At 58.1% G+C, this 25,800-nt stretch carries 24 protein-coding genes, 1 tRNA gene and 1 pseudogene; 19 read left to right on the forward strand and 7 right to left on the reverse strand.

Annotation, left to right across the window (positions count from 1 at the left end):
- Positions 1-19 precede the first annotated feature (19 nt).
- The 10 genes and pseudogenes from truA (at position 20) to HKX41_02735 (ending at position 9,563) form a co-directional block, all read left to right on the forward strand.
- Entirely contained in the window at positions 20-829 is an 810-nt protein-coding gene (gene truA, locus HKX41_02690; GenBank protein ID NNC23065.1) for a tRNA pseudouridine(38-40) synthase TruA, read from the forward strand.
- A 12-nt stretch (positions 830-841) separates the two neighbouring features.
- On the forward strand, positions 842-1,510 hold the full coding sequence (locus tag HKX41_02695) for a phosphoribosylanthranilate isomerase (GenBank protein ID NNC23066.1): 669 nt from the start codon (positions 842-844) through the stop codon (positions 1,508-1,510).
- Positions 1,511-1,518: 8 nt separating this feature from the next.
- Positions 1,519-2,763: a tryptophan synthase subunit beta gene (gene trpB / locus HKX41_02700; GenBank protein NNC23067.1), complete on the forward strand. Its 1,245-nt coding sequence runs from the start codon at positions 1,519-1,521 to the stop codon at positions 2,761-2,763.
- Positions 2,760-3,611, forward strand: a complete 852-nt coding sequence (locus HKX41_02705; GenBank protein ID NNC23068.1) for a tryptophan synthase subunit alpha — start codon at positions 2,760-2,762, stop codon at positions 3,609-3,611. Before trpB ends, HKX41_02705 begins: the two co-directional genes overlap by 4 nt.
- Positions 3,611-4,486, forward strand: coding sequence for an acetyl-CoA carboxylase carboxyltransferase subunit beta (locus HKX41_02710; GenBank protein NNC23069.1), 876 nt, complete (start codon positions 3,611-3,613; stop codon positions 4,484-4,486). The genes HKX41_02705 and HKX41_02710 overlap by 1 nt, the downstream gene beginning before the upstream one ends.
- A complete protein-coding gene (gene folC / locus HKX41_02715) occupies positions 4,483-5,748 on the forward strand; it encodes a bifunctional tetrahydrofolate synthase/dihydrofolate synthase (protein NNC23070.1) in 1,266 nt (421 codons plus the stop codon). The genes HKX41_02710 and folC overlap by 4 nt, the downstream gene beginning before the upstream one ends.
- On the forward strand, positions 5,745-6,512 hold the full coding sequence (locus HKX41_02720) for a hypothetical protein (GenBank protein NNC23071.1): 768 nt from the start codon (positions 5,745-5,747) through the stop codon (positions 6,510-6,512). Before folC ends, HKX41_02720 begins: the two co-directional genes overlap by 4 nt.
- A 45-nt stretch (positions 6,513-6,557) precedes the next feature.
- Entirely contained in the window at positions 6,558-7,085 is a 528-nt protein-coding gene (locus tag HKX41_02725) for a CvpA family protein (protein NNC23072.1), read from the forward strand.
- Between the two features lie 12 nt (positions 7,086-7,097).
- Complete coding sequence (purF, locus tag HKX41_02730) at positions 7,098-8,612, forward strand: amidophosphoribosyltransferase (protein ID NNC23073.1); 1,515 nt, start codon at positions 7,098-7,100, stop codon at positions 8,610-8,612.
- A 36-nt stretch (positions 8,613-8,648) separates the two neighbouring features.
- Positions 8,649-9,563: pseudogene (locus tag HKX41_02735) on the forward strand (zinc-dependent alcohol dehydrogenase family protein).
- A gap of 51 nt (positions 9,564-9,614) precedes the next feature.
- Here the strand turns inward: HKX41_02735 and HKX41_02740 are convergent.
- Positions 9,615-10,046 (reverse strand): META domain-containing protein, encoded by a 432-nt coding sequence (locus HKX41_02740; GenBank protein NNC23074.1) that lies wholly within the window; start codon positions 10,044-10,046, stop codon positions 9,615-9,617.
- Between the two features lie 161 nt (positions 10,047-10,207).
- Here HKX41_02740 and HKX41_02745 point away from each other — a divergent pair, with 161 nt between their 5' ends.
- The 3 genes from HKX41_02745 to HKX41_02755 all read left to right on the forward strand — a co-directional run bounded on the left by HKX41_02745 (position 10,208) and on the right by HKX41_02755 (position 13,280).
- Positions 10,208-11,494 carry an MATE family efflux transporter gene (locus tag HKX41_02745; protein ID NNC23075.1) on the forward strand — a complete coding sequence of 429 codons (1,287 nt, stop codon included), beginning with the start codon at positions 10,208-10,210 and terminating at the stop codon, positions 11,492-11,494.
- A gap of 134 nt (positions 11,495-11,628) precedes the next feature.
- On the forward strand, positions 11,629-12,138 hold the full coding sequence (gene purE, locus HKX41_02750; GenBank protein NNC23076.1) for a 5-(carboxyamino)imidazole ribonucleotide mutase: 510 nt from the start codon (positions 11,629-11,631) through the stop codon (positions 12,136-12,138).
- Positions 12,135-13,280 (forward strand): 5-(carboxyamino)imidazole ribonucleotide synthase, encoded by a 1,146-nt coding sequence (locus tag HKX41_02755; protein ID NNC23077.1) that lies wholly within the window; start codon positions 12,135-12,137, stop codon positions 13,278-13,280. Before purE ends, HKX41_02755 begins: the two co-directional genes overlap by 4 nt.
- Before the next feature lie 109 nt (positions 13,281-13,389).
- Here HKX41_02755 and HKX41_02760 read toward each other — a convergent pair whose 3' ends face one another.
- On the reverse strand, positions 13,390-13,812 hold the full coding sequence (locus tag HKX41_02760) for an acyl-CoA thioesterase (GenBank protein NNC23078.1): 423 nt from the start codon (positions 13,810-13,812) through the stop codon (positions 13,390-13,392).
- Between the two features lie 77 nt (positions 13,813-13,889).
- On the opposite strand from HKX41_02760, the gene hrpA reads away from it, so the two are divergent.
- Positions 13,890-17,807, forward strand: coding sequence for an ATP-dependent RNA helicase HrpA (gene hrpA, locus HKX41_02765; protein NNC23079.1), 3,918 nt, complete (start codon positions 13,890-13,892; stop codon positions 17,805-17,807).
- Positions 17,808-17,878: 71 nt separating this feature from the next.
- Positions 17,879-18,457 (forward strand): invasion associated locus B family protein, encoded by a 579-nt coding sequence (locus tag HKX41_02770; protein NNC23080.1) that lies wholly within the window; start codon positions 17,879-17,881, stop codon positions 18,455-18,457.
- A 5-nt stretch (positions 18,458-18,462) separates the two neighbouring features.
- Here HKX41_02770 and HKX41_02775 read toward each other — a convergent pair whose 3' ends face one another.
- The 4 genes from HKX41_02775 to gloA form a co-directional block, all read right to left on the reverse strand.
- Positions 18,463-19,056 (reverse strand): DUF479 domain-containing protein, encoded by a 594-nt coding sequence (locus tag HKX41_02775; GenBank protein ID NNC23081.1) that lies wholly within the window; start codon positions 19,054-19,056, stop codon positions 18,463-18,465.
- Positions 19,053-19,622, reverse strand: a complete 570-nt coding sequence (locus HKX41_02780; GenBank protein NNC23082.1) for a methylated-DNA--[protein]-cysteine S-methyltransferase — start codon at positions 19,620-19,622, stop codon at positions 19,053-19,055. The genes HKX41_02775 and HKX41_02780 overlap by 4 nt, the downstream gene beginning before the upstream one ends.
- Positions 19,574-20,167, reverse strand: coding sequence for a carbonic anhydrase (locus tag HKX41_02785; GenBank protein ID NNC23083.1), 594 nt, complete (start codon positions 20,165-20,167; stop codon positions 19,574-19,576). Before HKX41_02785 ends, HKX41_02780 begins: the two co-directional genes overlap by 49 nt.
- Before the next feature lie 123 nt (positions 20,168-20,290).
- Positions 20,291-20,803 (reverse strand): lactoylglutathione lyase, encoded by a 513-nt coding sequence (gene gloA / locus HKX41_02790; protein NNC23084.1) that lies wholly within the window; start codon positions 20,801-20,803, stop codon positions 20,291-20,293.
- 115 nt (positions 20,804-20,918) lie between these two features.
- Here gloA and HKX41_02795 point away from each other — a divergent pair, with 115 nt between their 5' ends.
- Entirely contained in the window at positions 20,919-22,574 is a 1,656-nt protein-coding gene (locus HKX41_02795; protein NNC23085.1) for an acetolactate synthase large subunit, read from the forward strand.
- A 54-nt stretch (positions 22,575-22,628) separates the two neighbouring features.
- Positions 22,629-22,715 (forward strand) — tRNA-Leu (locus HKX41_02800).
- A gap of 718 nt (positions 22,716-23,433) precedes the next feature.
- On the opposite strand, the gene HKX41_02805 is transcribed toward HKX41_02800, so the two are convergent.
- On the reverse strand, positions 23,434-23,748 hold the full coding sequence (locus HKX41_02805; protein NNC23086.1) for a hypothetical protein: 315 nt from the start codon (positions 23,746-23,748) through the stop codon (positions 23,434-23,436).
- 56 nt (positions 23,749-23,804) lie between these two features.
- On the opposite strand from HKX41_02805, the gene HKX41_02810 reads away from it, so the two are divergent.
- Both HKX41_02810 and HKX41_02815 read left to right on the forward strand, forming a co-directional pair.
- A complete protein-coding gene (locus HKX41_02810) occupies positions 23,805-24,455 on the forward strand; it encodes a TetR/AcrR family transcriptional regulator (GenBank protein NNC23087.1) in 651 nt (216 codons plus the stop codon).
- Positions 24,436-25,677, forward strand: coding sequence for an MFS transporter (locus HKX41_02815; GenBank protein NNC23088.1), 1,242 nt, complete (start codon positions 24,436-24,438; stop codon positions 25,675-25,677). The genes HKX41_02810 and HKX41_02815 overlap by 20 nt, the downstream gene beginning before the upstream one ends.
- The last annotated feature ends 123 nt before the right edge of the window (positions 25,678-25,800 follow it).

Raw genomic sequence — 25,800 nt, forward strand, 5'->3', positions numbered from 1 at the left:
TAGTAATACAGGCGGAATAATGCGCTGGGCGGCAGCAATCGAATACGACGGCGGCGCCTATCATGGCTGGCAACGCCAGCCCGGGCACCCGACGATCCAGGCTGAAGTCGAACACGCGATCGGGCGCGTGGCCAACGCACCGATAACCGTCGTGTGCAGTGGACGAACGGACGCCGGCGTGCACGCCGGTGCACAAATCGTTCACTTCGACAGCAGCGCGCGTCGATCCGCCGATGCCTGGCTTTTGGGCAGCAATCGCTACCTACCACCGGATATTGCCCCACAGTGGTTCGTGCCGGTCGCCGACGATTTTCACGCCCGCTACGATGCGTATGCGCGTGATTATCACTACGCATTGCTTGACCGACCGGCGCCGACCGCGCTCTGGCGTAATCGTGCATGGCATGTTCACCACCGACTGGACATTGATGCCATGCGTGAAGCGGCCCAGGTGCTCATTGGCGAACACGACTTCAGCGCGTTTCGGGCTTCTGCCTGCCAGGCGCATACGCCGTGGCGTAATTTGCACCATGTCTGGATGGAGAGAAATGGCGACTGGCTATCAGTTTGTATCCGAGCCAACGCGTTTCTCCACCATATGGTTCGCAACATCGTCGGTAGCTTGGTACAAGTCGGGCGAGGGCGGCGCGAGCCCGCATGGCTTGGTGCGGTTTTGGCCGGCAAAGACCGGCGACTGGCCGGCGCGACCGCGCCGGCACATGGGCTGACGCTGATGCATGTCCATTATCCAAGCGACAGTGGGCTGCCGCGAGCATCAGTCGACACGCTTGATACAGGTGGCCAGCACCCTATGGCTGGCGAATGCTAGACTAACCAACCAATGACGCAACGTTACGGTCGCTCTATCCGCCGGGTTCGCACCAAGATATGCGGCGTGCGCACTGTTGAGGACGCACTAGCTGCGGTCGAAGCGGGCGCCGACGCCGTCGGGCTGGTGTTCTATGCTGGCAGCTCGCGCGCAATTGACGTTGAAACCGCAAACCAGATCAGTCGGGCGCTGCCACCGTTTGTGAGCCGTGTTGCCTTGTTTCTGGACGCTGATGCGAACGACGTAGCCGACGTTGTGGATAGCGTGCGGCCAAACGTCCTGCAATTTCACGGTCGCGAGAGCCCAGGCTATTGCCGGCAATTCGGCCTTGACTACGTCAAAACCGTGCCTATGGGCGATGCTGACGTCGATGTCGGTGATTGGGCGGAAAGCTTTGATGATGCCGACGCATTGTTATTGGACGCCAATACCGCCGGTGCAACTGGTGGTGCTGGCACGTGTTTCGATTGGGACTTCGTCGACGGGTTGCCGGATACACCGTTGATCGTCGCGGGCGGACTCGGCCCCGACAATGTCGCCGAATCCATCCGAACGTTTGACCCGTACGCCGTCGATGTCAGCAGCGGTGTGGAAGACGCCGATGGCAATAAATCGCCGTCGCGCATGCGTGCCTTCGTCGACGCTGTACTGGCGACACATCCAACCATCCGGCAGGCATAGACAACGCCATGGCCACATCCGACAGCCAGGCCGGGAATAATCCGGCGGCCGCCACGCCTCTTGAATCGCTGCCCGACGCGCGGGGCCATTTCGGCCCTTACGGCGGTCGCTTTGTCGCCGAGACGCTCATGGCGCCGCTTTACGAACTGGAGGCCGCTTACGCGTCGGCGATGAACGATCCGGATTTCGCGCGTGATCTGGCCCGCGACCTGTCCGACTTCGTCGGTCGTCCGACACCGCTCTATCACGCGGCAGCTTTGTCAGCCGAGGCCGGCGGCGCGCAAATTTGGCTCAAACGTGAGGATCTGGCCCATACCGGCGCCCACAAGATCAATAACACCGTCGGCCAGGCACTGCTTGCCCAACGCATGGGCAAAACACGGATCGTTGCCGAAACCGGCGCGGGTCAGCACGGCATCGCCACGGCCTCGGTCGCGGCACGCCTCGGGCTAGAGTGTGTCATCTACATGGGCAGCGAGGACATGCGCCGGCAGGCGACCAATGTCTACCGGATGCGATTGGTCGGTGCCGAGGTGCGCAGCGTCAACGCCGGCTCGAAAACGTTGAAAGACGCCATGAACGAGGCTCTGCGCGATTGGGTCACCAACGTCGATGACACGTTCTACATTATCGGTACCGTCGCCGGGCCGCACCCGTATCCGCAGATGGTGCGCGATTTTCAGTCCGTTATCGGGCGCGAGGCGCGCGAGCAAGTCGCTAACGCACAATTTGGCGGCTTGCCGGATGCGTTGGTGGCCTGTGTTGGTGGCGGCTCCAACGCGCTCGGACTGTTTTATCCATTTCTCGACGACGCCGTCGCATGTTACGGCGTCGAAGCGGGCGGCAAAGGCGTGGCCAGCGGTCAGCATGCCGCACCGCTAGCCGAAGGCCAGTCGGGTGTGCTGCACGGCAACCGCACCTACGTCATGCAGGATGAAAACGGGCAGGTGCTGGGCACACACTCGGTTTCGGCCGGTCTCGACTATCCGGGCGTTGGTCCTGAGCACGCTTGGCTGAAAGACAAAGGCTTTGTGCACTACGTCAGTATCGAGGACGCTGAGGCGCTGGATGCGCTCCATGCCACTTGTCGGCGCGAAGGCATCCTGCCAGCACTGGAAACTGCACACGCCATCGCCTATGCACGCGAACTCGCTGCCAGTATGCGCCCCGATCAAACCATATTGGTGAACTGCTCGGGCCGCGGCGATAAAGATATGGCCAGCGTAGCCGAAGCTGAGGGCACGTCGCTGTGAACAGACTCGATACGACATTCGCCGCGCTACGCGACACAGGCCAGGCTGCACTGACGCCGTTTATTACCGCGGGCGACCCATCGCCAGACGCAACGCCCGCCCTCATGCACACCTTGGTTGCCGCCGGCGCCGACGTTATCGAATTGGGCGTGCCATTTTCCGATCCGATGGCCGACGGACCTGCAATCCAATCGGCTTGTGAGCGTGCGCTGGCCGCCGGCACAACACTAGCCGATGTGCTCGAAATCGTGGCCAAATTTCGCCGCGATGACGACAGCACGCCGGTTATATTGATGGGCTATTTCAATCCGATCGATGCCATGGGCCTGGCTGCGTTTACCGAACGTGCCACCGCTGCTGGCGTCGACGGCGTACTGGTTGTCGACATGACGGCCGAAGAAGCACCGGACACGCTCCCCCTTATCGCTGACGCCGGGCTGGCTCCGATATGCCTGGTTGCGCCGACGACCAGTGACGAGCGGATACAGCGCATCTGTAACCACGCCGGTGGCTTCGTTTACTATGTCTCGACGAAAGGCGTAACCGGCGGCGAGGGTATCGACACCGCCCGACTCGCCGATGAAATCACACGCATTCGGCCTTATACGTCGCTACCGGTTGCCGTGGGCTTCGGTGTACGCGAACCGGCCGATGCGGCAGCGGTGGCCAACGTGGCTGACGCTGTGGTCATCGGCAGCTCACTGGTCCGTCAAGTCGCAACATACAACGGTTCGCTCGATGACACACGCAACCGGCTACACGAGACACTGGCTGCTATGAGACAAGCCATGAATAGTGCTATGAATAGCATCCCGAAAACATCTAAAACAACGCGCGAGAACGCCTGATGAGCTGGCTAAGAAAACTAGTGCCGTCACAAATGCGTGGCGACCCTGCAAAGGCAAGTGTTCCGGAGGGACTCTGGGCCAAATGTGACGAATGCGGGGCAATGCTTTATACCGCTGAGATCGAGCGTTCGCTTGGCGTATGCCCGAAATGCGACGCCCATCAGCGACTCCCGGCACGGCGGCGGCTGTCGCTTTTTCTGGATAATGACACCGGGCAGCCGATTGCCAGCGATCTCGAAGCGAAGGACCCACTCAAGTTTCGCGATTCCAAGAAATACCGCGATCGCATAAGCCAAGCCCAGAAAAAATCCGGTGAACGCGAAGCAATCCTGATGATGAGCGGCAAACTCAAAGGGATGCCCGTGGTCGCTGGCGCGCTCGATTTCGATTTCATGGGCGGCTCGATGGGCAGTGTCGTAGGCGAAGCATTGGTGCGCGGGGTCGATGCCGCAGCCGAAAACAACATGCCACTAATCATGTTTTCCGCCAGCGGCGGCGCACGCATGCAGGAAGGGCTGTTCTCGCTTTTGCAGATGGGCAAGACCAGTACAGCGCTGAGCCGGCTGACCGATCGGCAGTTGCCATTTATCTCAGTGCTAACCAATCCGACCATGGGCGGTGTAGCGGCGAGCTACGCCATGCTGGGTGACGTCAATGTGGCCGAGCCGAAAGCATTGGTTGGTTTTGCCGGGCCGCGGGTGATTGAACAAACCGTGCAACAGACGTTGCCCGAAGGCTTCCAGAGCAGCGAATTTTTACTCGAACATGGGGCGATCGACATGATCGTGGAGCGGCGAGAAATGCGTAACCGGCTGCACACGATCGTCTCGACATTGACCCAAGCGCCAACCAGCGACGAGTCGCCTGCGGCGTGACATCCACCGCCGAACGTGACTTGGGCACCTGGCTCGACTGGCAGCTAAGCGTCCATCCCAACGCTATCGATCTCGGGCTGGCGCGCGTTGGTGAGGTAGGGCGCCGCCTCGACGTTATAAAACCAGCGCCCACAACCGTGCTGGTCGCCGGCACCAACGGCAAAGGGAGTTCCGCGGCCTGGGTGCGTGCGCTATGGCCGACCGGCCAACGCGTCGGTGTGTTTAGTTCGCCGCATCTGTGGCGCTATAACGAACGCGTAACCGTCGACGGCGTCACGGTGGGCGACGACATGATCTGCCGCGCGTTCGAGGCAATCGAGTCCGTGCGTGGCGACACCCGTTTGACTTATTTTGAATACAGCGCGCTTTGCGCAATGTGGTGCTTCAAGCAAGCCAGCGTCGACCTGGCCGTGCTGGAAGTCGGGCTCGGCGGGCGACTGGATGCGACCAACATCGTCGACGCCGACGCAGCGCTCATCACTTCGATCGGGCTGGATCACATGGCATGGCTCGGCACCGATCGTGAGCAGATTGGCGCTGAAAAAGCCGGTGTGATGCGCCCTGAGCGCCCAGTCGTGATCGCAGACCGTGACCCACCCGCTGTGCTGGCTCAGCACGCCGAAACGGCCGGTTCCGTGCCTGCCCAGATCGGCCGTGAATTTGATCTTGCCGCCGAAGACACAGGCTGGCAACTCCGCCTGCCACACGAAACATACCGGCTACCAACTTTATCGCTGGGTGTTGTACCGGAAAACTTTGCGGGCGCGGCCGCGCTAGTGGCGTCGCTTAATAAGCCACTGGCTGCCGAGCAAGTGATGCAGGCATTGCAAAAACCGCCGCATCTGCCTGGACGCTGCCAGATAGTCGACGGAACTGTGCGCCTGGTCTACGATGTCGGCCACAACACTGAAGCCGTAGCGGTATTGGTCGATCAATTGATGGCATTTCCGGTCCATGGTCGGACCCGCGTCGTGCTCGGCATGCTTGAAGACAAGCCGGTGGACGAGGTTATCGAGCGTCTGCGCACGGTTGCCGACATGTTCTATCCAGCCGGTCTCGACCAGCGCTCGCCGCGTGGTCTTGCGGGCAACACATTGGCCAAGCGCATTGGTAAAACCGAAGCCTTTTGGGCAACGGCGCCTGATGCATTCGATGCAGCCTGGGACGATTCGAACGCCGGCGACCGTATCGTAGTCTGTGGCTCGTTCCACACCGTTAGCGGTGTGCTAGCCGACAATATAGCGGTTGAATGCACAACATGAATGACCAAACGAAAAAACGCGCAGTAGGCCTGGCCGTCCTGATTATCATCGTGGTCGGACTACCATTTTTTCTGACCCACTGTTTTGGGAGTCAGGGCCAGTCGGACAAACAAGCTAAAACCCACGAGATCAGCCTCAACGCTGACCAAGAGAAACAATCCGGCCAGGCGGACACTACCGAACCGGAACAAACGGAACAAACGGAACAAGAATCAAAGAGCTTGGCACAAAGCTTAAGCGAAGAAGGGTCGCGAAACGCGTCCTCCGAAACCAGTTCAACCAAAGAACAACGTACGAGCGGCAGTGCATCCGCACCGGACAATGGTGGCCAAGCAACCGCGAGCAATGCAGGCAACGGCCATCAAACGGATCGCGAACGCTCGAGCGCCAGCAATAGCAGCACATCTACAAACGCATCCAGCACCCAATCTAGCCAAACCACGGCTGGCAACGTTTCGCAGAAACAAAACGAGTCGTCCGAGGCATCATCGTCCACCGACGACAGTAGTCGCAATAAAAACGACAAACCGCAAAGCAGCGGCAAATGGGTTGTTCAAGTTGCCAGCTTCAAATCGCGTGAGAAAGCGAAAAAACTCATTCAAAAGCTACAAGATCAATACACGGCGTTCTACGCGAGTGGCGAGGTCAAAGGAACCAGCTACTATCGCGTTCGCGTTGGCCCGTTCAAGAGCCGGGATAAGGCCGATCAAATTGAAAACAAACTCAAGACGGGCGGCTATAAGCCCTATGTGTCGCACCGCTGATACTCGTGTGGCGATCAACCTCCCGATCAACCATGGATTAACGGCGTGAACTGGGTTGATGCCGCCATTATCCTGATTGTCGCTCTGTCTGCCGGGGTCGGCTTTTTCCGCGGTTTTGGACGTGAGGTATTTGGGCTGGCGATCTGGATCCTGGCTTTCTATCTGGCGTTTAACTACGCGACCGAATTATCGGTATTTCTAGCCAGTTGGATCGACACACGTACGCCACGCCTCGTGGCCGCTTTCGGTGTGATCTTCGTGGCTGTCGTCGTACTCGGTGCCATAGTCAATGTTGCGCTCGGACGACTCATCGACAAGAGCGGGCTGGGGGGAACCGACCGAATCCTCGGCGTTGGCTTTGGTTTTATCCGTGGCGTCGCGCTGCTCGTGTTCCTCGTTTTGCTTGCAGGTATGACATCAATACCGCAGGACGGATGGTGGCAGCGTTCGTTACTCATGACGCATTTGGAATCCGGCGCGCTGAAAGCGCGGCCCTATCTACCGCCCGATCTTGCCGACTCGGTCAGTTATCCTGAGCGTGCGGCGAAGCCTTCTTCACCCCGACAAACCTAGACGCCAGGCGCTATGTGCGGAATCATCGGAACCGTTGCCCATAACCCCGTCAACCAGGAAATTTACGATGCGCTGACCGTGGTTCAGCATCGCGGGCAGGATGCGGCCGGCATCGTGACCACGGACGGCCGGCGCATGTATCTGCGCAAAGACAACGGCCTGGTGCGTGACGTCTTCCGGACCGACCACATGCTGCGGCTGGCCGGTAACGCAGGTATCGGCCATGTCCGCTATCCAACAGCCGGCGTCGAGACGAGCGCCGAAGCACAACCCTTCTACGTCAATACACCGTACGGCATCTGCCTGGCGCATAACGGCAATCTTACAAATGCCGAGCAACTTTCCGATGAGTTATATCGGACCGACCGGCGACATCTGAATACCAATTCGGATTCCGAAATTCTGTTGAACGTATTTGCGCACGAACTGATGCGCCATGTGGATCTTGAGCTGTCGCCCAGCGAGATCTTCAAAGCAATCGGTGCTTTACACCGGCGCTGCAGCGGTGGCTATGCAGCAACCGCGATGATCGCCGATTACGGGGTGATTGGCTTTCGTGATCCACTGGGCATCCGTCCGCTCGTTTATGGCAAGCGAGAAACTGCGGCCGGCACTGACTACATGATCGCGTCCGAGCCGGTCGCGCTCGACGCCATGGGCTATGAGTTAATCGACGACATCAAACCCGGTGAAGCGGCAATCATCACGTTTGACGGTCAACTCCATGTTCACCAGTGCGCCGATAATCCGGCACTGTGCCCGTGTCTTTTTGAATATGTCTATCTCGCACGGCCCGACTCGGTCTTGGACAACGTCTACGTCTACAAATCGCGCCTTCGAATGGGCGAACAACTCGCCGACAAGATAGAGCGGGAATGGGCGGACCACGATATCGACGTGGTCATTCCCGTACCATCAACCAGCCGTACTTCGGCGCTGGAGCTGGCCGGTCGGCTCGGTGTCAAATACCGCGAAGGTTTCATCAAGAATCGCTACATTGGCCGGACATTCATCATGCCGGGCCAGGAAAAACGTCAGAAATCGATACGCCAGAAGCTAAACGCCATCGATTTGGAATTCGCCGACAAGAATGTGTTGTTAGTCGACGATTCGATCGTTCGGGGCAACACCTCCCGCCAGATCGTCGAGATGGCGCGCGAAGCCGGCGCCAACCGGGTCTATATGGCGTCCGCAGCGCCGCCAGTACGCTACCCGAATGTTTACGGCATCGACATGCCCACGGCTCAGGAACTGGTCGCACACGGGCGGACCGAGGCCGAAGTCCGCGAATTCATTGGTGCCGACCGGCTGTTCTACCAGGACATCGAAGGCCTGTACGCAGCGGTGGCTGCCGGCAACAACGAGATGAATCGTTTCGAAGACTCGGTGTTTACCGGCGACTACGTGACCGCTGATATCAGCAACAACTATCTCGCCCAGCTCGAGCTATTTCGTGGCGAAAGCACACGCGCTAGCAACGACGCCGACCCTGATAACGCTGTGTTGGACCTGCATAACGCCGAATAACCAAGGACTTCTCATTGCTTATACTTTTAAGCAGTGATGACAAAAACGCCCAGAAATAACCTAGTTCTGCGTTATCGATCGTTTGGGCCGCCAACCGAACAACTCGTACTGGAGCGAAGCGAGTTAGCCAACACGCCTGAGCGTAAGCTGCGCGTCGCGATGTCGGCAGCGCCAGTCAACCCATCAGATCTGATCCCTGTGAGCGGTGCGTATGCGCATCGGATAAAGCTGCCGGCGGTCGCCGGCTATGAAGGTGTGGGGGTCGTGGTGGATGCACCACCTGCGTACGTCCACCTCATAGGAAGGCGCGTCCTGCCATTGCGAGGCGCTGGTACCTGGCAGTGCTTTGTTGATTGTGATCCAAGCCTGGCCATCCCTGTTCCGGATGACATTGATGACTGCACAGCGGCTCGCAGTTATATCAATCCCATGGCTACGCTTCGGATGTTAAATACATGGCCTGTGCGTGGAAAACGAGTTCTATTAACAGGCGCTGGATCCAGTTGCGCCAATCTCCTTGGACTCTGGGCGAAACGCCAAGGTGCCGCGGAGGTCATAGGGGTTTATCGCTCGCATCAACGCCAAGAGCAGCTCAAAGAAATTGGCATCAAACCATTGCCCATTACTGATCGTTCAGCGATTGAACACGCTGCGGCACAAGTCGATATAACTTTTGATGCGCTTGGCGGCACACTTGCAGCCTCCATCCTCGAGTCAATGGGATATGGCCGCATATTCGTCGCTTATGGCTTGTTAACTGGCCGTGCCATCATGCCGTCTATGCGGCCTGCAGCCCGGTATCATCGTTTCCATCTCCGGGATGAATTAAAAATAATGACTGCTGGCGTTTGGCAGCAGCAATTTCTTATGCTCTGGCCCTGGTTGCGCGAATCAGTGCTTCCAGAAACGAAGATGTTTAGTCTCAGGAACTGGTCCCAAGCATATGCCCAAGCGAGATTGATGGTCCCGTGGGCATCGTTTAAGTTCGGCAACGTTAGCTTTTCACTCGTTTTTGAACTGTTTAATCCGAGCGTGAAAACGAGCTAGCACATCACCGTTGGCATCCGAGAGCTTCAGCACGTGGTCGTGGACCTGAGCACGGCGGGTTTTTTTGAGTGCTTGGGTGAACGCACTTTCCATTTGCATGTCGCCACGACAAAACATCCGGGTCTGGGCGACAGACTTGAATCGCAGATGCTTGCCGCCACGTTGGTACTGTCCGTGGATATCGTTGCAACCGGCAAATCCCTGAAACCGGTGGTTGGCCTTGGTTAGCAGGATGTACGGCTGACGTTTGTCCTCGCCGGTTTCGATCGATCGACCAGCGATGCTCGTGGCTTGCCAATAAGTGCTGACGAGTTTGCTCTTCGGCGTGGCACCACCGCCGAACGGCGTCGTCGCCTGACAGCCAGCCAGTATGGCCACTCCTGCCATCGCTGCTGCCGCGCCCAGAGCGCCTCGAAAACAATACCGGCCTAAGTCACTTTTCATGTTGTACAAAAATCCATTGCTTGAAAGGGCCTGTTTTGCACTCTGAGTCCGATTATCTCGACTGGTCGACGCTACGGCGCCGATTATTCGCCCAGACCTGGCCCATGGCGATTGGCATAATGTCGTTGTTGGGTTTTCAGCTGGTCGACTCCGCCTTCGTTGCCCATCTTGGCACGCGGCCGTTGGCCGCGCAGTCATTCACTTTCCCCATCACTTTTTTGATGATCGGTGTGCAGGTCGGGCTGGGTATCGCTATTGCGGCACTCATATCCCAAACGCGCGGTGCCGGCGAAAGCCAGCGCTCGCAGCGACTGAGCAGCCTGGTTTTGGTCGGCGGCAGCCTGACGCTGGGCATTATTGCACTGGCACTTTGGTTCGGGCATCGCCTTATATTTACGGAACTCGGTGCCCACGGCAACCTGCTGACGCTTATTAGCGCCTATTGGGCGCCACAACTGTTTGCCAACTGGCTAGGTGCGGTGTTGTATTTCTTTTACACACTATATCGCGCGCATGGCAACACCCGACTGCCGGGGACGATGATGGTGGCGACCAGTCTCATGAACCTGGCACTTGATCCCATTTTCATCTTCGGGGTCGGCGATTGGCAAGGTTTTGGGCTGCCGGGGGCGGCCGTGGCCACCATTGCTTCTTTTGGCACCGGTCTGCTGTTCATGGGCACACAACTCAGCCGTGAGGATTGGCTGTCTCGATCCGGGTTGCCGACAGAAATCCGGCGCTCTGCGAAGCCGTTTGCCACGATCGCGGGGCCCGCCATGATCAGCCAACTCATGCCCCCCTTATCGGCGATGTTGGCGACCGGACTGCTGGCGACGCTCGGTAACGCTTCGGTCGCTGCGTGGGGGGTGGCGAGCCGCCTGGAGACAGTCTCTTTAATGGTCGTTCTCGGTTTGACCATGTCGCTGCCACCGTGGCTCGGCCATTGTTACGGCGCTGGCCATTGGGTCCGGATTCGGGCACTGATGCGTGTAGCACAACAGACCGTCGTCGTCTGGCAGCTGGTCTTCGGCGTCGCCATGGCAATTGCGGCCCCGTGGTTGGCCACGTTACTGACACACCATGCCGCAGTGGCCGACCGGCTAACGGTTTTGATCCGCTTTCTACTACCGAGTTACGCGCTACTGGGCGTGTGCATGCTGGTCGTTTCGGCGGCTAATGCGCTGGGGTGGCCCATGCGCGCCATGCTGATGTCCTTCGCCCGGCTGTTCATTTGCTATTTGCCATTCGTGGCACTCGGCGTGCTGGCCGGGCGGATGGATTATGTCGCACTGGGCGCGGCATTCGGCAATGTTCTAGCTGGCGCTATAACTTGGTTCGTGTTTCAACGCAGCCTGTTGCCGCACGCGTCGGCGACCACGCAACACACCTGACGCATAACACGCTCAACACATTGTCACTCGCCTGTGTCGCGGTGGGGTATCGCGTTGGATTGGCGACTTGTTGCATACTATTTGGTCTTTTCACTTGGCACGGCGCTTAAATACGTCGTCGCGTGGATAATCGAATGGCCACAAACGAGAACGCCAATCCGTACATCGGCCTGATCATGGGCAGTCACTCCGACTGGGACACGATGTGCGCTGCGCACGAACTACTTGATAGATTCGATGTAGCGCACGAGTGCGAGATCGTATCGGCCCACCGCACACCGGAGCGCATGCGCGACTACGCGCACAGCGCGGCCGACCGCGGCTTGGAGGCCATCATCGCCGGCGCCGGCGGCGCCGCTCATTTGCCGGGCATGGTGGCAGCGCAAACCTTGGTGCCCGTGCTCGGCGTGCCAGTTCAGAGCCGGATGTTGGGCGGCACGGATTCGCTGCTGTCGATCGTGCAAATGCCGGGAGGTGTACCAACCGCGACGTTCGCCATCGGCCCTTCGGGGGCACGTAATGCCGCACTTTTTGCCTTGGCATTCATGGCCAACACTCGGCCTGAACTGCGCCAAGCGCTCGCTGATTATCGTCAGCAACTTGCTGATGAAGCACTGGCCAAACCACTATCGGATACCGAATGATCTCGCCTGGCGCTACCGTAGGTGTTCTCGGCGGCGGCCAGCTCGGCCGCATGCTTGGACTTTCCGCCCGACGTATGGGTTATCGAGTGCATACACTCGCACCGGAGTCGGATTCGCCACTGGGTCAGATCGCCGATCGCACTGTGGTCGCCGACTACGATGATCTGGATGCTGTAGCCGATTTTGCGCGCGGCGTCGATGTCACAACCTTCGAGTTCGAAAACGTGCCGTTTGCCGCTGCCGAGACGGCGGCTGATTACGGCCAAGGACCGGTGCGGCCGAAAGGCGGCGTGTTGCATATCGCCCAGCATCGTCGGCGGGAAAAAGACTTTCTTTCCCAAACGGGATTCCCAACAGCCGATTTCGAGCACGTCGCCGATCGTGACGCGCTCACACATGCCTTGGAGCACATCGGTCGGCCGGCCGTTCTAAAAACGGCAGGGTTTGGTTACGACGGCAAAGGGCAGTCGGTCATCAGGCCGGATGACGACGCTGATGATGCGTGGCATGCGATAGGCGCTGGTGAGGCGGTGCTGGAAGCAATGGTGGATTTCGACCGCGAAGTTTCCGTTGTCGGCGCCCGTGGTGTCGACGGTGCTTTCACGCATTTCGGCGTAACGGAGAACCGCCACCGTGACCATATCCTCGACGTATGTTTGCCGGACGCCCCACTGGACTCGAACATCGCCGACGAGGCGGTAGCAATCGCGCGTGGTGTGCTCGAATCACTTGATGTCGTCGGTGTGCTATGCGTCGAGTTTTTCCTTACCAAATCGGGCGAGCTGCTGGTCAACGAGCTGGCGCCGCGGCCACACAATTCGGGGCATTTTAGCTTCGATGCCTGTGTAACCAGCCAGTTCGAACAACAACTCCGCACGGTTTGCGGGCTGCCGATGGGCGATACACGGCGGCTCGCACCGTCGGCGATGGTTAATCTGCTCGGCGATTGCTGGGCTAACGGCGATCCGAACTGGGGCGCTGCGCTTGCCGATCCGTCGATCAAGCTGCATCTTTATGGCAAAGCCGAGCCGCGGCCAGGGCGCAAGATGGGCCACATCACCGCCTTTGCCGACACCAGCGAGGCCGCTGCCGAAAAGGCATTGGCGGTGCGCGCTTCGCTCGCCGGCGCTACGCTCGATTGACAGCCCCATGCATTGGCGCCTTGCATTTTCAGTGTACTGAGAACGCTAGGCTGTCCAACGCGTGAGGCGCTATGTCGTTATGGCGCGTATGGCCACGTTCTGGCTCGATCTAAGCACTGGACTCAGGCTCATTGCCCAATTCGTTACCGACGAAATGATCGCGTGCGTAGGTGATTTCTTTCTTGCCATGCGGCATTGGATTGCCGCTTTCATCCACGGCGACAAACACAATCCGGTCGATCGTCAAAATAAGATTGCGCGTGATTTTGTTGCGTACCTCGCAACGAAGTGTCAGCGACGTTCGACCGAACTCGGTGGCCGTAATGCCGAGCTCGATGATCTCGCCTTGATAGGCGCTGGACAGGAAATTAATTTCGCTTATGTATTTGGTGACCAGTGCGGACGTATCGAGTTGAATCACGGCGTAAATGGCCGATTCCTCGTCGATCCAACGGAGCAGGCTGCCACCGAAAAGCGTGCCATTCGGATTCAAGTCTTCAGGCTTAATCCATTTGCGCGTGTGAAAATTCATTGTGTGTCGTACGTGCTTGATGCAATTCCCGCCATTCTAACCAACCCGCCTACCGAACCCCGGCTAAGCGTTCGCCGATGACACTGCCACCGGATGATAATTGCCCCGACTGGATCGATTCGGGGCTCTGGAGTGACCGTACGACCCGTGATCGCCATCGACTCAGTGCGCAGGCGCACCGGGCGACAACCGATACCGAGCGTAACCAGGTGCATCGCAGCGTCGAAAAAAGTGCGGCGATCACCCGCGACAACCGCGCCCAGCGGCCCGATGTGGCGCCGAACGCTGGACTGCCCGTCAGCACGCATGCCGATGCGATTGTCGATGCCTTGCAACGACACCGCGTTGTCGTCGTCTGCGGCGAGACCGGCTCCGGCAAGACCACGCAACTGCCCCAGATATTGATGCGGGCCGGGTGGGGCGACCGTGGGCGCATCGGCCATACCCAGCCACGGCGTCTGGCCGCCCGTAATGTGGCTGAGCGTATCGCCGAGGAGGTCGGCAGCCAGCCCGGCGAGCTTGCGGGTTTCGTGACGCGTTTCGATAAACAGATCTCGAACGCGAGCCGCATCAAGTTGATGACCGATGGCGTGTTACTCGCCGAAAGTGCACAGGACCGTTATCTGACCCGCTACGAGACGATCATCGTCGACGAGGCGCACGAACGGACGCTGAACGTCGACTTTCTGCTGGGCTATCTGAAACGGCTATTACCGAGTCGGCCGGACCTAAAAGTGGTCATCACCTCGGCGACCATTGATCCGGATCGGTTCTCGCGTTTTTTCAACGATGCACCGGTTATCAATGTTGAAGGGCGGCGATACCCGGTCACCTTGAGTTACCGGCCACCCGCCGAGGACACGAGCCTGGCCGAAGCCATCGAGTCAGCAGTCGGCGAACTCTGGCGCCAGGATACCGGTGACGTGTTGGTGTTTTTGCCCGGTGAACGCGACATCCGCGATACCGAACGCCACCTGGCACGTTCGCCATCGTTGGCGGGCACACCCGGTCTCGAAATCGTGCCACTCTACGCACGCCTGACGCGCAGCGCCCAGCAACGCATATTCGCGCCGAGTAGTGGCAAACGTATCGTCCTGGCGACCAATGTCGCCGAAACATCGCTGACCGTCCCGGGAATTCGTTATGTCGTCGACAGCGGCATAGCCCGTATTAGTCGCTATTCGCCGACAGCTCGCGTGCAACAACTGCCGATCGAGGCCATTTCACAGGCCAGTGCCAGCCAGCGTGCCGGGCGCTGCGGTCGTGTTGCGCCAGGTGTGTGCATCCGCCTTTTCAGCGAAGATGACTTCAACGCACGGCCAGCATTTACCGATCCGGAAATCCAGCGCACGAATCTGGCCAGCGTTTTGCTGACCATGGCCGATTTGAAACTCGGTCCGATCGAGCGGTTCGAGTTTATCGATCCACCGGCAAAGCGGCCGATCAAAGACGGGCGCAACCTGCTCACACAACTCGGCGCACTAGTCGATAACCAGATCACATCGCTCGGACGCCAACTCGCCCGACTACCGCTGGATCCTCGCTTGGCACGTATGCTTCTGGCCGGCACGGACACGGATGCGCCGGCCGCACTCCGCGTGCTGGCCGCGGGTCTGACCATTGTCGATCCACGCGAACGACCAGCGGACAGCCGGGCGGCGGCCGACGAATCGCAGGCCGCATTCACCGATAGCCGATCGGACTTCGTCGGCCTATTGAAACTTTGGGACGCATTCGCGGCCGCCCGGCGCGAGTACCGGGGCAACCAATTGCGCCAATGGTGCCGTCAACGTTATCTCAATTTCATGCGGCTCCGCGAATGGGAGGATCTGGTCCGCCAGCTACGCCAGACCAGCGATCAGCTCGAACTTGCGACACAGCCAGGCGCACGCGACCTGGCGAGCACCGATTATCGTCAACTCCACGAAGCGATACTGACAGGGCTTGTGGACCATGTTGGCCATCTGGATACAAAACATGACTATCGCGGCATCCGTAATCGGCGCTTTCGTATCTTTCCGGGTTCCGGGCTGGCCGGCCGGCAACCGAAATGGATTGTCGCCGCCGAGTTGGTTGAAACCCGGCGGCTGTACGCGCACTACGTCGCCACCATCGAGCCCGCCTGGGTGGAGCGCGTGGCGCCGCACCTGGTGGCTGTTGAGCATTATGGGCCGCGCTGGTCGAAGCGCCGCGGCCAAGTTATAGCCAATGAGCGTGTGCGCCTGTTCGGATTAACGCTGATCGACGGCCGGCGCCGTAACTTTGGCGCGATTGATCCAGCCAGCGCCCGCCAAGTGTTCATCCACGAAGCTCTCGTGCCGCATGCAGTGCACGATCGCCGCGGCCGCCTGCCGGCATTTCTTGCCCATAATCGCGAGCAGTTGCAAGCCGTAGCCGACGACGAAACACGCCTGCGCCGCGTTGATCTACAAATCAGCGAGACCGAGTTGGCCGAACTCTACGAGGCACGATTACCAGCCGAAGTCGTCGACCGCACATCACTGACCGCCTGGTTGAAAAAACACGACGACGCCGTCCTTCGCTTCAACGCCAATGACTTACGTCGTGATGGCGCACCGACGAGTGACGCAGCCAATTATCCGGATGCGGTTGACCTCGGCGGGGTGCGCGCACCAGTGCATTATCGATTCGAGCCGGGGGCCGAGGACGACGGTGTAACCATCCGCATCCCGTTGCCAGCACTCAACGATATCTCGGTCGCGTTGGCGGACTGGCATGTGCCGGGGTTGCTGACCGAATTGTTCACCGAATATCTGCGTGCGTTGCCCAAACGTTTGCGCCGCGAGTTCGTGCCCATCCCTGAGACGGCGAGGGCAGCCGCGGAACGTAGCCACTTCGGAATTGACGATCCGGATTCGGCGTTGCGTGATGCGCTCCGTGCCACGACCGGGGTCGAAGTACCGACCGATGCCTGGCAAAGCTTCGAACCGAGCCCACACCTAAAAACACGCTTCGAGATTGTCGACGAATCCGATCACGTGATCGAGAGTGGCCGTGATCTAAGCGCGTTACGCGCCTCGTTCGGCGAGCGCGCCGCCCAGGCGCTGGCCGATCAAGCCGACGATGGATTGAACCAGCACGGTCTGACTGACTGGCCCGACGTTGATTTATCGGCTGACGTCGACGTCGCACCATCCGGTGTGTCGATGCACGCCGCACCAACCCTCATTGACCGCGGTGAAGCAGTTGATCTGACGCTTCAACCACCCGGCGACAATAGTTGGGCTCATCATCGCCAAGGGGTTATACGACTCGTCCGGCTGGCCGCAAACCGAATCACGCGCCGCATCAAACGCGAACGTATCGGCACCCAAGCATTGCGGGCCACGGTGCTGCCAACCCCGCCAGCGACGGCCCGCGTCGGATCGGCGCGCTGGGCCAGCCTGTCGATCGATCCTGAACCGCTCCTGTTCGCCGATCTGCTCACGGCCGTGATCGGCTCGTTAATGGATGATGTGCCGCGCACGCGGGCAACTTTTGATGCGCTGGTCAAAACAGCACGGGGCAACCTGGAAACCGATGCTGTCACGCTTTGGTCACATGTTGCGGCCATCATCGAAAAACGTGATGTGCTTATCGAGCGCCTGGATCGAGCGTGGCCGACGGCTGCCGAACCGGCGCTGGCTGACATGCGGGAACAACTCGATCACCTTGTCTACGCTGGCGTCATCGGTGATTCGACGCGACCAATCGCGCATATGCGACGGTTGGCGCGCTATCTGCGAGGCATCGAGATACGCTTGGACAAACTAAAGGATGGCGGCGCCGCCGCTGACAAACAGCTACAGCGACAGGTCGAGCCGTATTGGCGCTATTATCAGCGCATTGCCACTGCCACAGAACCGCCGGGTATCGATATTGATCTGTTTCGCTTATTGATCGAGGAGTTCCGCATCCAACTCTTTGCTCAAGCGCTCGGCACAGAGGCAAAAGTTTCGGCAAAACGACTCGAACGGATGATCGGCAACGCCTGATTTGACTCTCTAGCGACTGTTTTTATAAGTTGCGTTACACTAAAGCGTTTATGGAACGAGAAATTTTGGCTATGTTGAAACGAACTGGGACGCTGATTGGGCTTGGATTTTCGCTCATGCTAGGTCCCATAGCGGCACAAGCGGTTGAGCAAGCTGACTTCGGGCAGGGCGGCACTGGTGCAAACGCCACCAGCCAGCAACAACCGCAAGGCCAGAAAAAACCGAATTTCACGGTCAGCCACTACCAGGATTGGGACGTGCGGTGTCCGGAATCGGACCAATCGCAGGCACGCTGCGAGATGACCCAGAAGGTCACAAACCCTGATAACGGCAAGCCGATTATGCGTGTCGTCATGGGCTATCCGCCGCAGGCTGATAGCGCGGCTATGATTTTCGTGACGCCATTGGGCACACGCCTTGCACCAGGCATCAAGATGGACATCGATGGTGGCCAATCGCACCAGTTCCCGTTCCAGATCTGCCTTAAGCAGGGATGTCGCGCCGACTATCCGATCAAGAGCTCGCTCAAGAACACGATGAAGCACGGCAGCAATGCGAACGTCGAGATCATCGGGCCACGTGGCAAGAAGATCAATCTAAAGATCTCACTGCAGGGCTTCACCGCCGCGAATCGACAAATTCGTCCTTAAGGCGTCTACGCGACAGCTGCGCCGAGCCGACGGTGTTCGGCAGCCACCTGTGTCTGCATACGTGACAATAGCGGATGCAGACACAGGTCTAGCGTCGCGGCAAGTGTTTCAATTTCACTAAACGCATCGACCAGCGCAGCTGGCCGCGATAATCGCCGCTCAATGCCCGCCAGGGCACGTTTAACCCCCTCCTGAGAGTCGTAACTCGCCAGCATGCCGGCTAGGCCTTTTAACTGTTCCGCTTGAAACGGCGCATCACTGGGCCAACTCTCAATCAATCGCGCTTCTGCCGAGGCGGTATACGCGGCCAACGTCTGATGCCCATATTGCGACCACTGGCGTGCCAGGCTGTAGTCGAACCCTATATCCAGCAAAATCGAAGCGTACCGGCGCGTACTACGGGAAAAGTGTTGTTTAAGCTGACAATATTCGGGCTGCTCGTCGGCGAGCCGATCAATCGTTCGATGCAATCGTATACCGTTGGCGATCGCCGGATCGAAGCAGCTCAAGTCGCGGCCTTTGACCCAGTCGCCGAGAAACTGGCCGCATAGAGAAGACCCGGTCGCATCCGCGAGCCAGAAATGCGCCAACCAATTCATGGCGTGCTCTCGAAAGGGCTCCCTTGTTCGAGTGCAAGCAAGGCGCGCTTTCGATCCAGACCGCCGCCATAGCCGCCGATTTCACCGCCGGCACGTACGACGCGATGACAAGGCGTAAACAACGTGACCGGATTAGCAGCGCAGGCACCGGCAACAGCACGGGCCGCGCCTGGTTGGCCAATCATGGCTGCCACCTCGGCGTAACTTCGCGTTTCGCCTACGGGTAGGGTGCGCAAGGCCGCCCAGACGCGAGTCTGGAACACAGTACCCGTGACATCGAGCGGCGGCGGTTCGACGCGACCGGCGTGCTGAAAAAACTGCTCGATGGTTGTCGTTTGGGCGCTCTTCGGATCATGTTCGAAATACGACGCCTGATCTCCGAGTCGTTTACAAAGTATAGACTCGGCCGCATCCCACGTCTCACACCAAGTCAATAAAGCCAGGCCTTGATCGGACTCGGCGACCAGCAACGCACCGATTGGCGATTGGTGCGTCTGCCAGCGAAGCGTCGACATGCTCAGCTGGCGTCGTCGAAGTCGACATGACCCGACGCTGTCTCGCAGCATGCGCCGACGATACGAAGCTGGTGACGGGCAACCCGATCGGCGAGTAATTCGGAATCGCTGACCAAACGTTCGCCTTGGTAGGCGACGTTGTGCCATACGGCAGCAGGTACGGCGTCGTTGTCGGCCTCTAACCGGTCGAGCGCCGGGTTGATTTGCGCCAGTAATTCCGAAAGCGCTCGTGTTGGTGCCGGGGTTTGAGTTTGTCGGGCATTGACGGCGGTGCTTACCGCGCCACAGCCGGTGTGTCCGAGCACAAGCACCAGACTTACATCCAATTCGGCAACGGCATATTCCACGCTGGCGATTTGCGCCGCGTCAGCAACATTGCCGGCAACGCGAATCACGAACAACTCACCAAAACCTTGGTTGAAAATCCGCTCAATCGGCACACGCGCATCGGAACAAGCCAACACCACCGCGAACGGCCGATGCTCGAGGGTCGGCATTGGATTCGCCGGGCCATTAGCTTGATGCGGGTTATTAATACCGGCCAGAAACGCGGCATTACCACGCTTGAGGCAGGCTAGGGCGCTGTCAGCGTTCACGATCTCACCCTGTTTTTGCTCACACTATATTAAGCATATTCAAATCGAACGCGCCATGAAAGCCGTTATATTGTTCGGCGTGGCACGTGATTGATCGCTGGGCGGTGCGCGTCGTCGGCAAACTCATTTTTGTTCGACAAGTTCGATCCAATAGCCGTCGGGGTCCAGCACAAAGGCGATGTGGTTCATCCGACCGTCTTCCGGGCGTTTCTGGAACGTGACATTGTTCGCATCCATCCACGCGACCGCGGCCTGCAGATCCGGCACGGTAAAACAGATATGACCGTAGCCCTGCGGCTCACTGTTGCCATTATGGTACGACGCGCTGGGATCGTTTTCGGTACCCCAGTTGTGGGTCAATTCCAAAATACCCGGTCGTGAGTTCAGATACGCTTGGCGTGCATCCGGATCTTCCGGGACTTCGTCACCCTCGGTCCGTGCCAAAAAGTAGAGCGTGAATTCGCCCTTCGGGTTTTCCTTGGACGCCAAAAGTCGCATGCCAAAAACCTTTGTGTAGAAGGCGAGCGACTGCTCGGGGTCGACGACGCGAACCATGGTGTGATTAAAGACAAAGCCGTTTGTTTCGGACGGAACCTCGGCATTCACGCCGGCTGCTTGCTCGGTATTGAAGCTCATTGGATACTCGGGACGATAGTCAGTGATCGGTGTATGCTGCACGAGTTATGGTGACAACGCCAAGCCTGATCAAGCCGGCTGGCCACATCGTTCGCCTCATGAAAGGGAGCCAAACGTGAAAGCATCCGATCTGTTTGTCGCCTGCCTGGAACAAGAAGGCGTCGAGTACGTTTTCGGCGTACCCGGAGAAGAAAACCTCGATCTGATCGAGTCGCTTAGAACGAGTGGCATCACACTTATCGTGACCCGTCACGAGCAGCATGCAGCGTTCATGGCTGCGACTTACGGTCGTTTAACCGGGCGCGCTGGCGTCTGTTTATCGACACTCGGGCCGGGCGCAACCAACCTGCTAACTGGCATCGCCTACGCCCAACTCGGCGGCATGCCTCTATTCGCGATTACGGGGCAAAAACCAATCCGCGATAATACACAAGGCGGATTTCAGTTAATCGACATCGTTCATACGTTTGCACCGCAAACCAAGTGGAACGATTCGATTACGGACGGCGCCGTCATCCCGCGCTCGATACGTCACGCCTTTAAGGTAGCCGAGGCTGAACGACCCGGTGCGACGCATCTCGAATTGCCCGAAGATATTGCCGGCGAAGAAGTTGGCGATATGCGGCCGCAGGGCAGCATCCGCACCCGGCCACCGATCGCCGACGAGTCCGCGATCGACAGCGCGGCCGAGGCAATTGCCAGCGCGCGGCAGCCGATCCTAATCTATTCGGCCGGCACCAACCGTGAAACCTGTGCACAAAGCCTGGCGCGTTTTGTCGAAAAAACGGGTATTTATGCGGTTGGCACCCAGATGGGGAAGGGCGTACTGGCCGAAGACCACGAGCAGAGCCTGTTCTGCATGGGTATTCACCAGCACGACTACGTACACACGGCGATCGACGAAGCCGATCTGGTGATAACGGTCGGCTACTCGCCCATTGAATACCCGCCCTATGTGTGGAATCCAAAAGGCGATAAACGAATCATCGACATCGATTACGATACGACGACGCCGGATGAGTTTTATTCGCCTGAACAGGAGCTTTTAGGTCTTATTTCAAGCTCCCTCGACAGATTGCGCAGCCGGCTGATCGAATACGATTTCGGCAGTCCGAGATTTGCGCGCCTGCGCGAATATGTCAGCGAGAAACTCCATATCGGCCATGCCGCTGTTGATTACCCACCATCGCCCGCCTATATCGTTGACCAGGTGCGACTAACACTCGACCGTTACGACATCATCAGCCTCGACAACGGCATCTACAAGATCTGGTTCGCGCGACTGTATCCCGCCTACATTCACAACACGGTTCTGCTCGATAACGCGCTGGCCAGCATGGGCGCCGGGCTAGGCGCGGCCATGGCGGCACGGCTGGTTCATCCGGATCGCCAGGTACTCGCGGTCTGCGGTGATGGTGGTTTTGAAATGAACAGCCAGGATTTGGAAACCGCAGTCCGATTGCAGCTCGACATGGTGGTGTTGATTGTGCGCGACTGTGGCTACGGTTTCATACGCTGGAAACAGCAAAGCGCCGGTTTTACCGATTTCGGCATGGGTTTCGGCAATCCGGATTTCGTTGCGCTCGCCCAAGCCTATGGCGCAAACGGTATACGACATACCGGCGAGCAAACGCTTTCGACAGTATTGACCACCGCGTTCGAGCAGCCCGGCGTAACCCTCGTGGAATGCGCGGTGAATTACGACTCGAACAGTGAACTCAGCAACGAATATCATGTGCCGCCGAAAGTACTCGATCATAGTAGCGACTAATACCGGTCGGCATGCCGCTTAAAGCACGCGCAATTAAGTTATAATCTTGGGCCTGCCGCTGTGGTGGAATTGGTATACACGCTAGGTTTAGGTCCTAGTGGCCGCAAGGCCATGAGGGTTCAAGTCCCTCCGGCGGCACCACCTCTGACAAACGTATAGCTACGCTTACGTAAACTCGTCATCAATGACATATGGTTACGCGTGTCGCCAATAGTCGACCAAGAACGTGGGCCACGTTTTGCGCCATCGTGCGTCAACAAGGCGCGTCAATGACCCGCGTTACGGCGTGAACGCAAATAGTTCGCCAAATGCGTCGTCAATTAATTACCCGGAAGGCCGTTCCGACCTTCAATCCCCGGCCAAGGACGATGCCACCGGGCCACGCTAACGTCCCCCAAGCCGTCGCCATGACGTAAGCCATTAGAATTTGTTTTAAGTCAGCGTCCCAAGCTTTTCCTGAGTCGTTAAGTGGCGAAAAAGTTGATAGGTGGTGTAACGGGTGCAGCCGTCTACATTGGGTGCTCCCCGCTTGGCTGCGACATCGACGCCATTGGCAGTTCGGCTTTCAAATGACAACCGGGGTCGGTCAGTGCTGTTGGGCACACTGGCGTGTAATTGAGCACCCGAAAAACACATGAGGTCGCCGAACAGGCTAATCGGCAATGCTTTAGCCCGTGGCAGCACTCGACTAGCCGTCGGAAGTAACGGATATTTCCCAGCGGTGCAATCTACTTTGAACTGGCGCCGTAATTCCTTGAAATTCCAATCGGTGCTGTTGTTGGCGACAGAATAGTCAAAATAAGTCGGAAATAGAGCCAGCGTACATCCCGTTGTAGTGGGAAATAACGGCGCCCACCAATTAGTTTGGGCGGCGATATGGCTCCCCACGTGTCTCGGTGCGCCGCAATGGACCAAGGGTGGATCTATCACTGGATCCAGCGGTTTGCACGCGCATCACGACGCCATCGCCGTAAGTGTCATCGAGACGCACACCGACAGCTTCCAGAGCCGCGTTGAAACAGTCAGCAATAGCCAAATCGTTGCGAACGGCCCGACGACACGCTGCACTTGTCTGCGCTATATCGCCTTCAGTGCTGTGCTCATAGATAAGCGTTGGATCGTCACCCAGATAGGTATAGCTGTGTGACCGCAGAGCTTCTACGAGTTTTGCCACCGGAACAAATCCCCGAAACACAATAATTTCGCCGGCATAAATCCGGGCGTTGCGTAATGCGCGATAGAGGACATGGCTTCATTGACAGACAGACCAGTCTGTATATCATGCCCAGCATGACCATGCCAAGGCAAACAACTGACGTCCGCGACGGCATCCTGGATGCCACCGAACAGCTGTTCATCATGCAGGGATATTGCGCGACCGGGATTAATCAAATCATCTACGAAGCCGGTGTCGCGAAAGCCAGCTTCTACCATCATTTCCCGTCCAAGGTCGCACTGGCCGAAGCCTTTATACAACGCCGCCATGAACGCTGGTTTCAAGCGGCAGAGCAACGACTCGCTTGGGAAGAAGGCCCGCGTGACAAATTACTGGCGCTATTCGAGCTTTGGACTGATCAAATTCGAGACGAAGGGTTTCGCGGTTGTCTGTTCGTCAACATGGCCGCTGAATTTCCCAATTATGAGTCACCGATACGTCAGCGGATCAAAGCGCACAAGGAGTCCGTTCGGGCTTTAATAGCCGATTTACTTTCAGATTACGCAGATTCTCAAAAGCAAGCCAAAGCCTGGGTGCCCGACGCGGACACAATCTATCTGCTCTACGACGGTGCTCTCGTGGAGACACAAAACTTTCAAGCCGATTGGCCGATTCATTCGGCCAATCGCACGGTGGCTCGCCTGCTTGCAGAGCCAACGCATTGATATGAGCCGCGCTCAGCATTCCATTCCAGGTTTTACCGACCCTACCTCGACTTTTCATATCGTGGGAGCAGGGCTTTTCATTGTGGCGTCAACCTACGGCCTAGCTCGTTACGTTTACGGTCTGTTCGTACCCGCCATTCAGGGTGAATTTCATCTATCCACCGCCACTATTGGCTTGCTGGGCAGCGCTTCTTATGCAGGCTACCTTTTCGCCACTCTTTTGGGATCGACGTTATCCGGCACTCTAGGCCCACGGGGCCCTATCATCGCCGGCGGTATTACCGCGACAGTTGGCATGGCTCTCATCGGCTTAGCCCCATCCTTACCTTGGTTGGCTGTCGGTATCGTGCTAGCCGGAACCAGCCCAGGCCTCAGTTATCCCCCGTTATCGGATGCCGTGGTGCAGTTACGCCCTCCGGAACGCCAAGGTCGCACCTACGCCTTGATCAATTCGGGGACCAGCTACGGCATCATGATTTCTGCGCCTCTAGCGTTTTGGGCGGGATCTGAATGGCAGCTTGCCTGGCTTGCTTTTGCCGGCATCGCGTTAGTTTCCACGGTGTGGAATTACTGGATCATGCCAACGGCGGCACCGCAAAACCAACAAGGCACAGTTCAGCCATTGCGCTGGCGGTGGCTCCTCCAAATTCACTCCTTACCGCTGTTCAGTGGCGCCTTGTTATTTGGCCTGACTTCGGCGGTGTACTGGACATTCGCAGTTGATCTCATCACACGCTATGGCGATCTGCCGGGTGGGGGCGCTCAACTTTTTTGGATTCTGGTCGGGCTTGCCGGAATCGTCGGGGGCGGTGCTGGCGACAGCGTGAGCCGCTTTGGTCTACGAACTAGCTTCCGGGCGACATTGATCGCCAATGCCGCCGCGTGCTTGTTACTCGGGCTACTACCCGGAAATTGGTGGGCGTTATTCGGTTCTGCTGTACTGTTCGGCAGCAGTTTTATTTTGATAACCGGCTTGTTCGGTATTTGGAGCGTTCATGTTTTTCAGGAACGCCCTTCAGCCGGTTTTGGTGCGACTTTCTTCTTGATCTCTGCAGGACAGATTCTGAGCCCAGCTATCGTCGGATGGGGTGCTGGCCAGTGGGGGCTGACGGCTGTTTTTAATGCGGCTGCCATAGCAACACTGGCTGTGATGATGTGTTTGCCGAAAGTTGATATTAGGGCAATGTCCGATTATGAGGAAGGATGTTCAGTGAATAAATAATATTTGAATTCATAGGATGCTTTACCTATTTGAATTCAGCGCGAAACGGCATACCCGCCCCTCAGGGCAGAATGCCGAGCACGGCCAGGTTCGGCACAATCAGTAAACCCCACTGCTGCGGAG

This window comes from Salifodinibacter halophilus (assembly GCA_012999515.1).
GTDB classification, from domain to species: domain Bacteria; phylum Pseudomonadota; class Gammaproteobacteria; order Nevskiales; family Salinisphaeraceae; genus Salifodinibacter; species Salifodinibacter halophilus.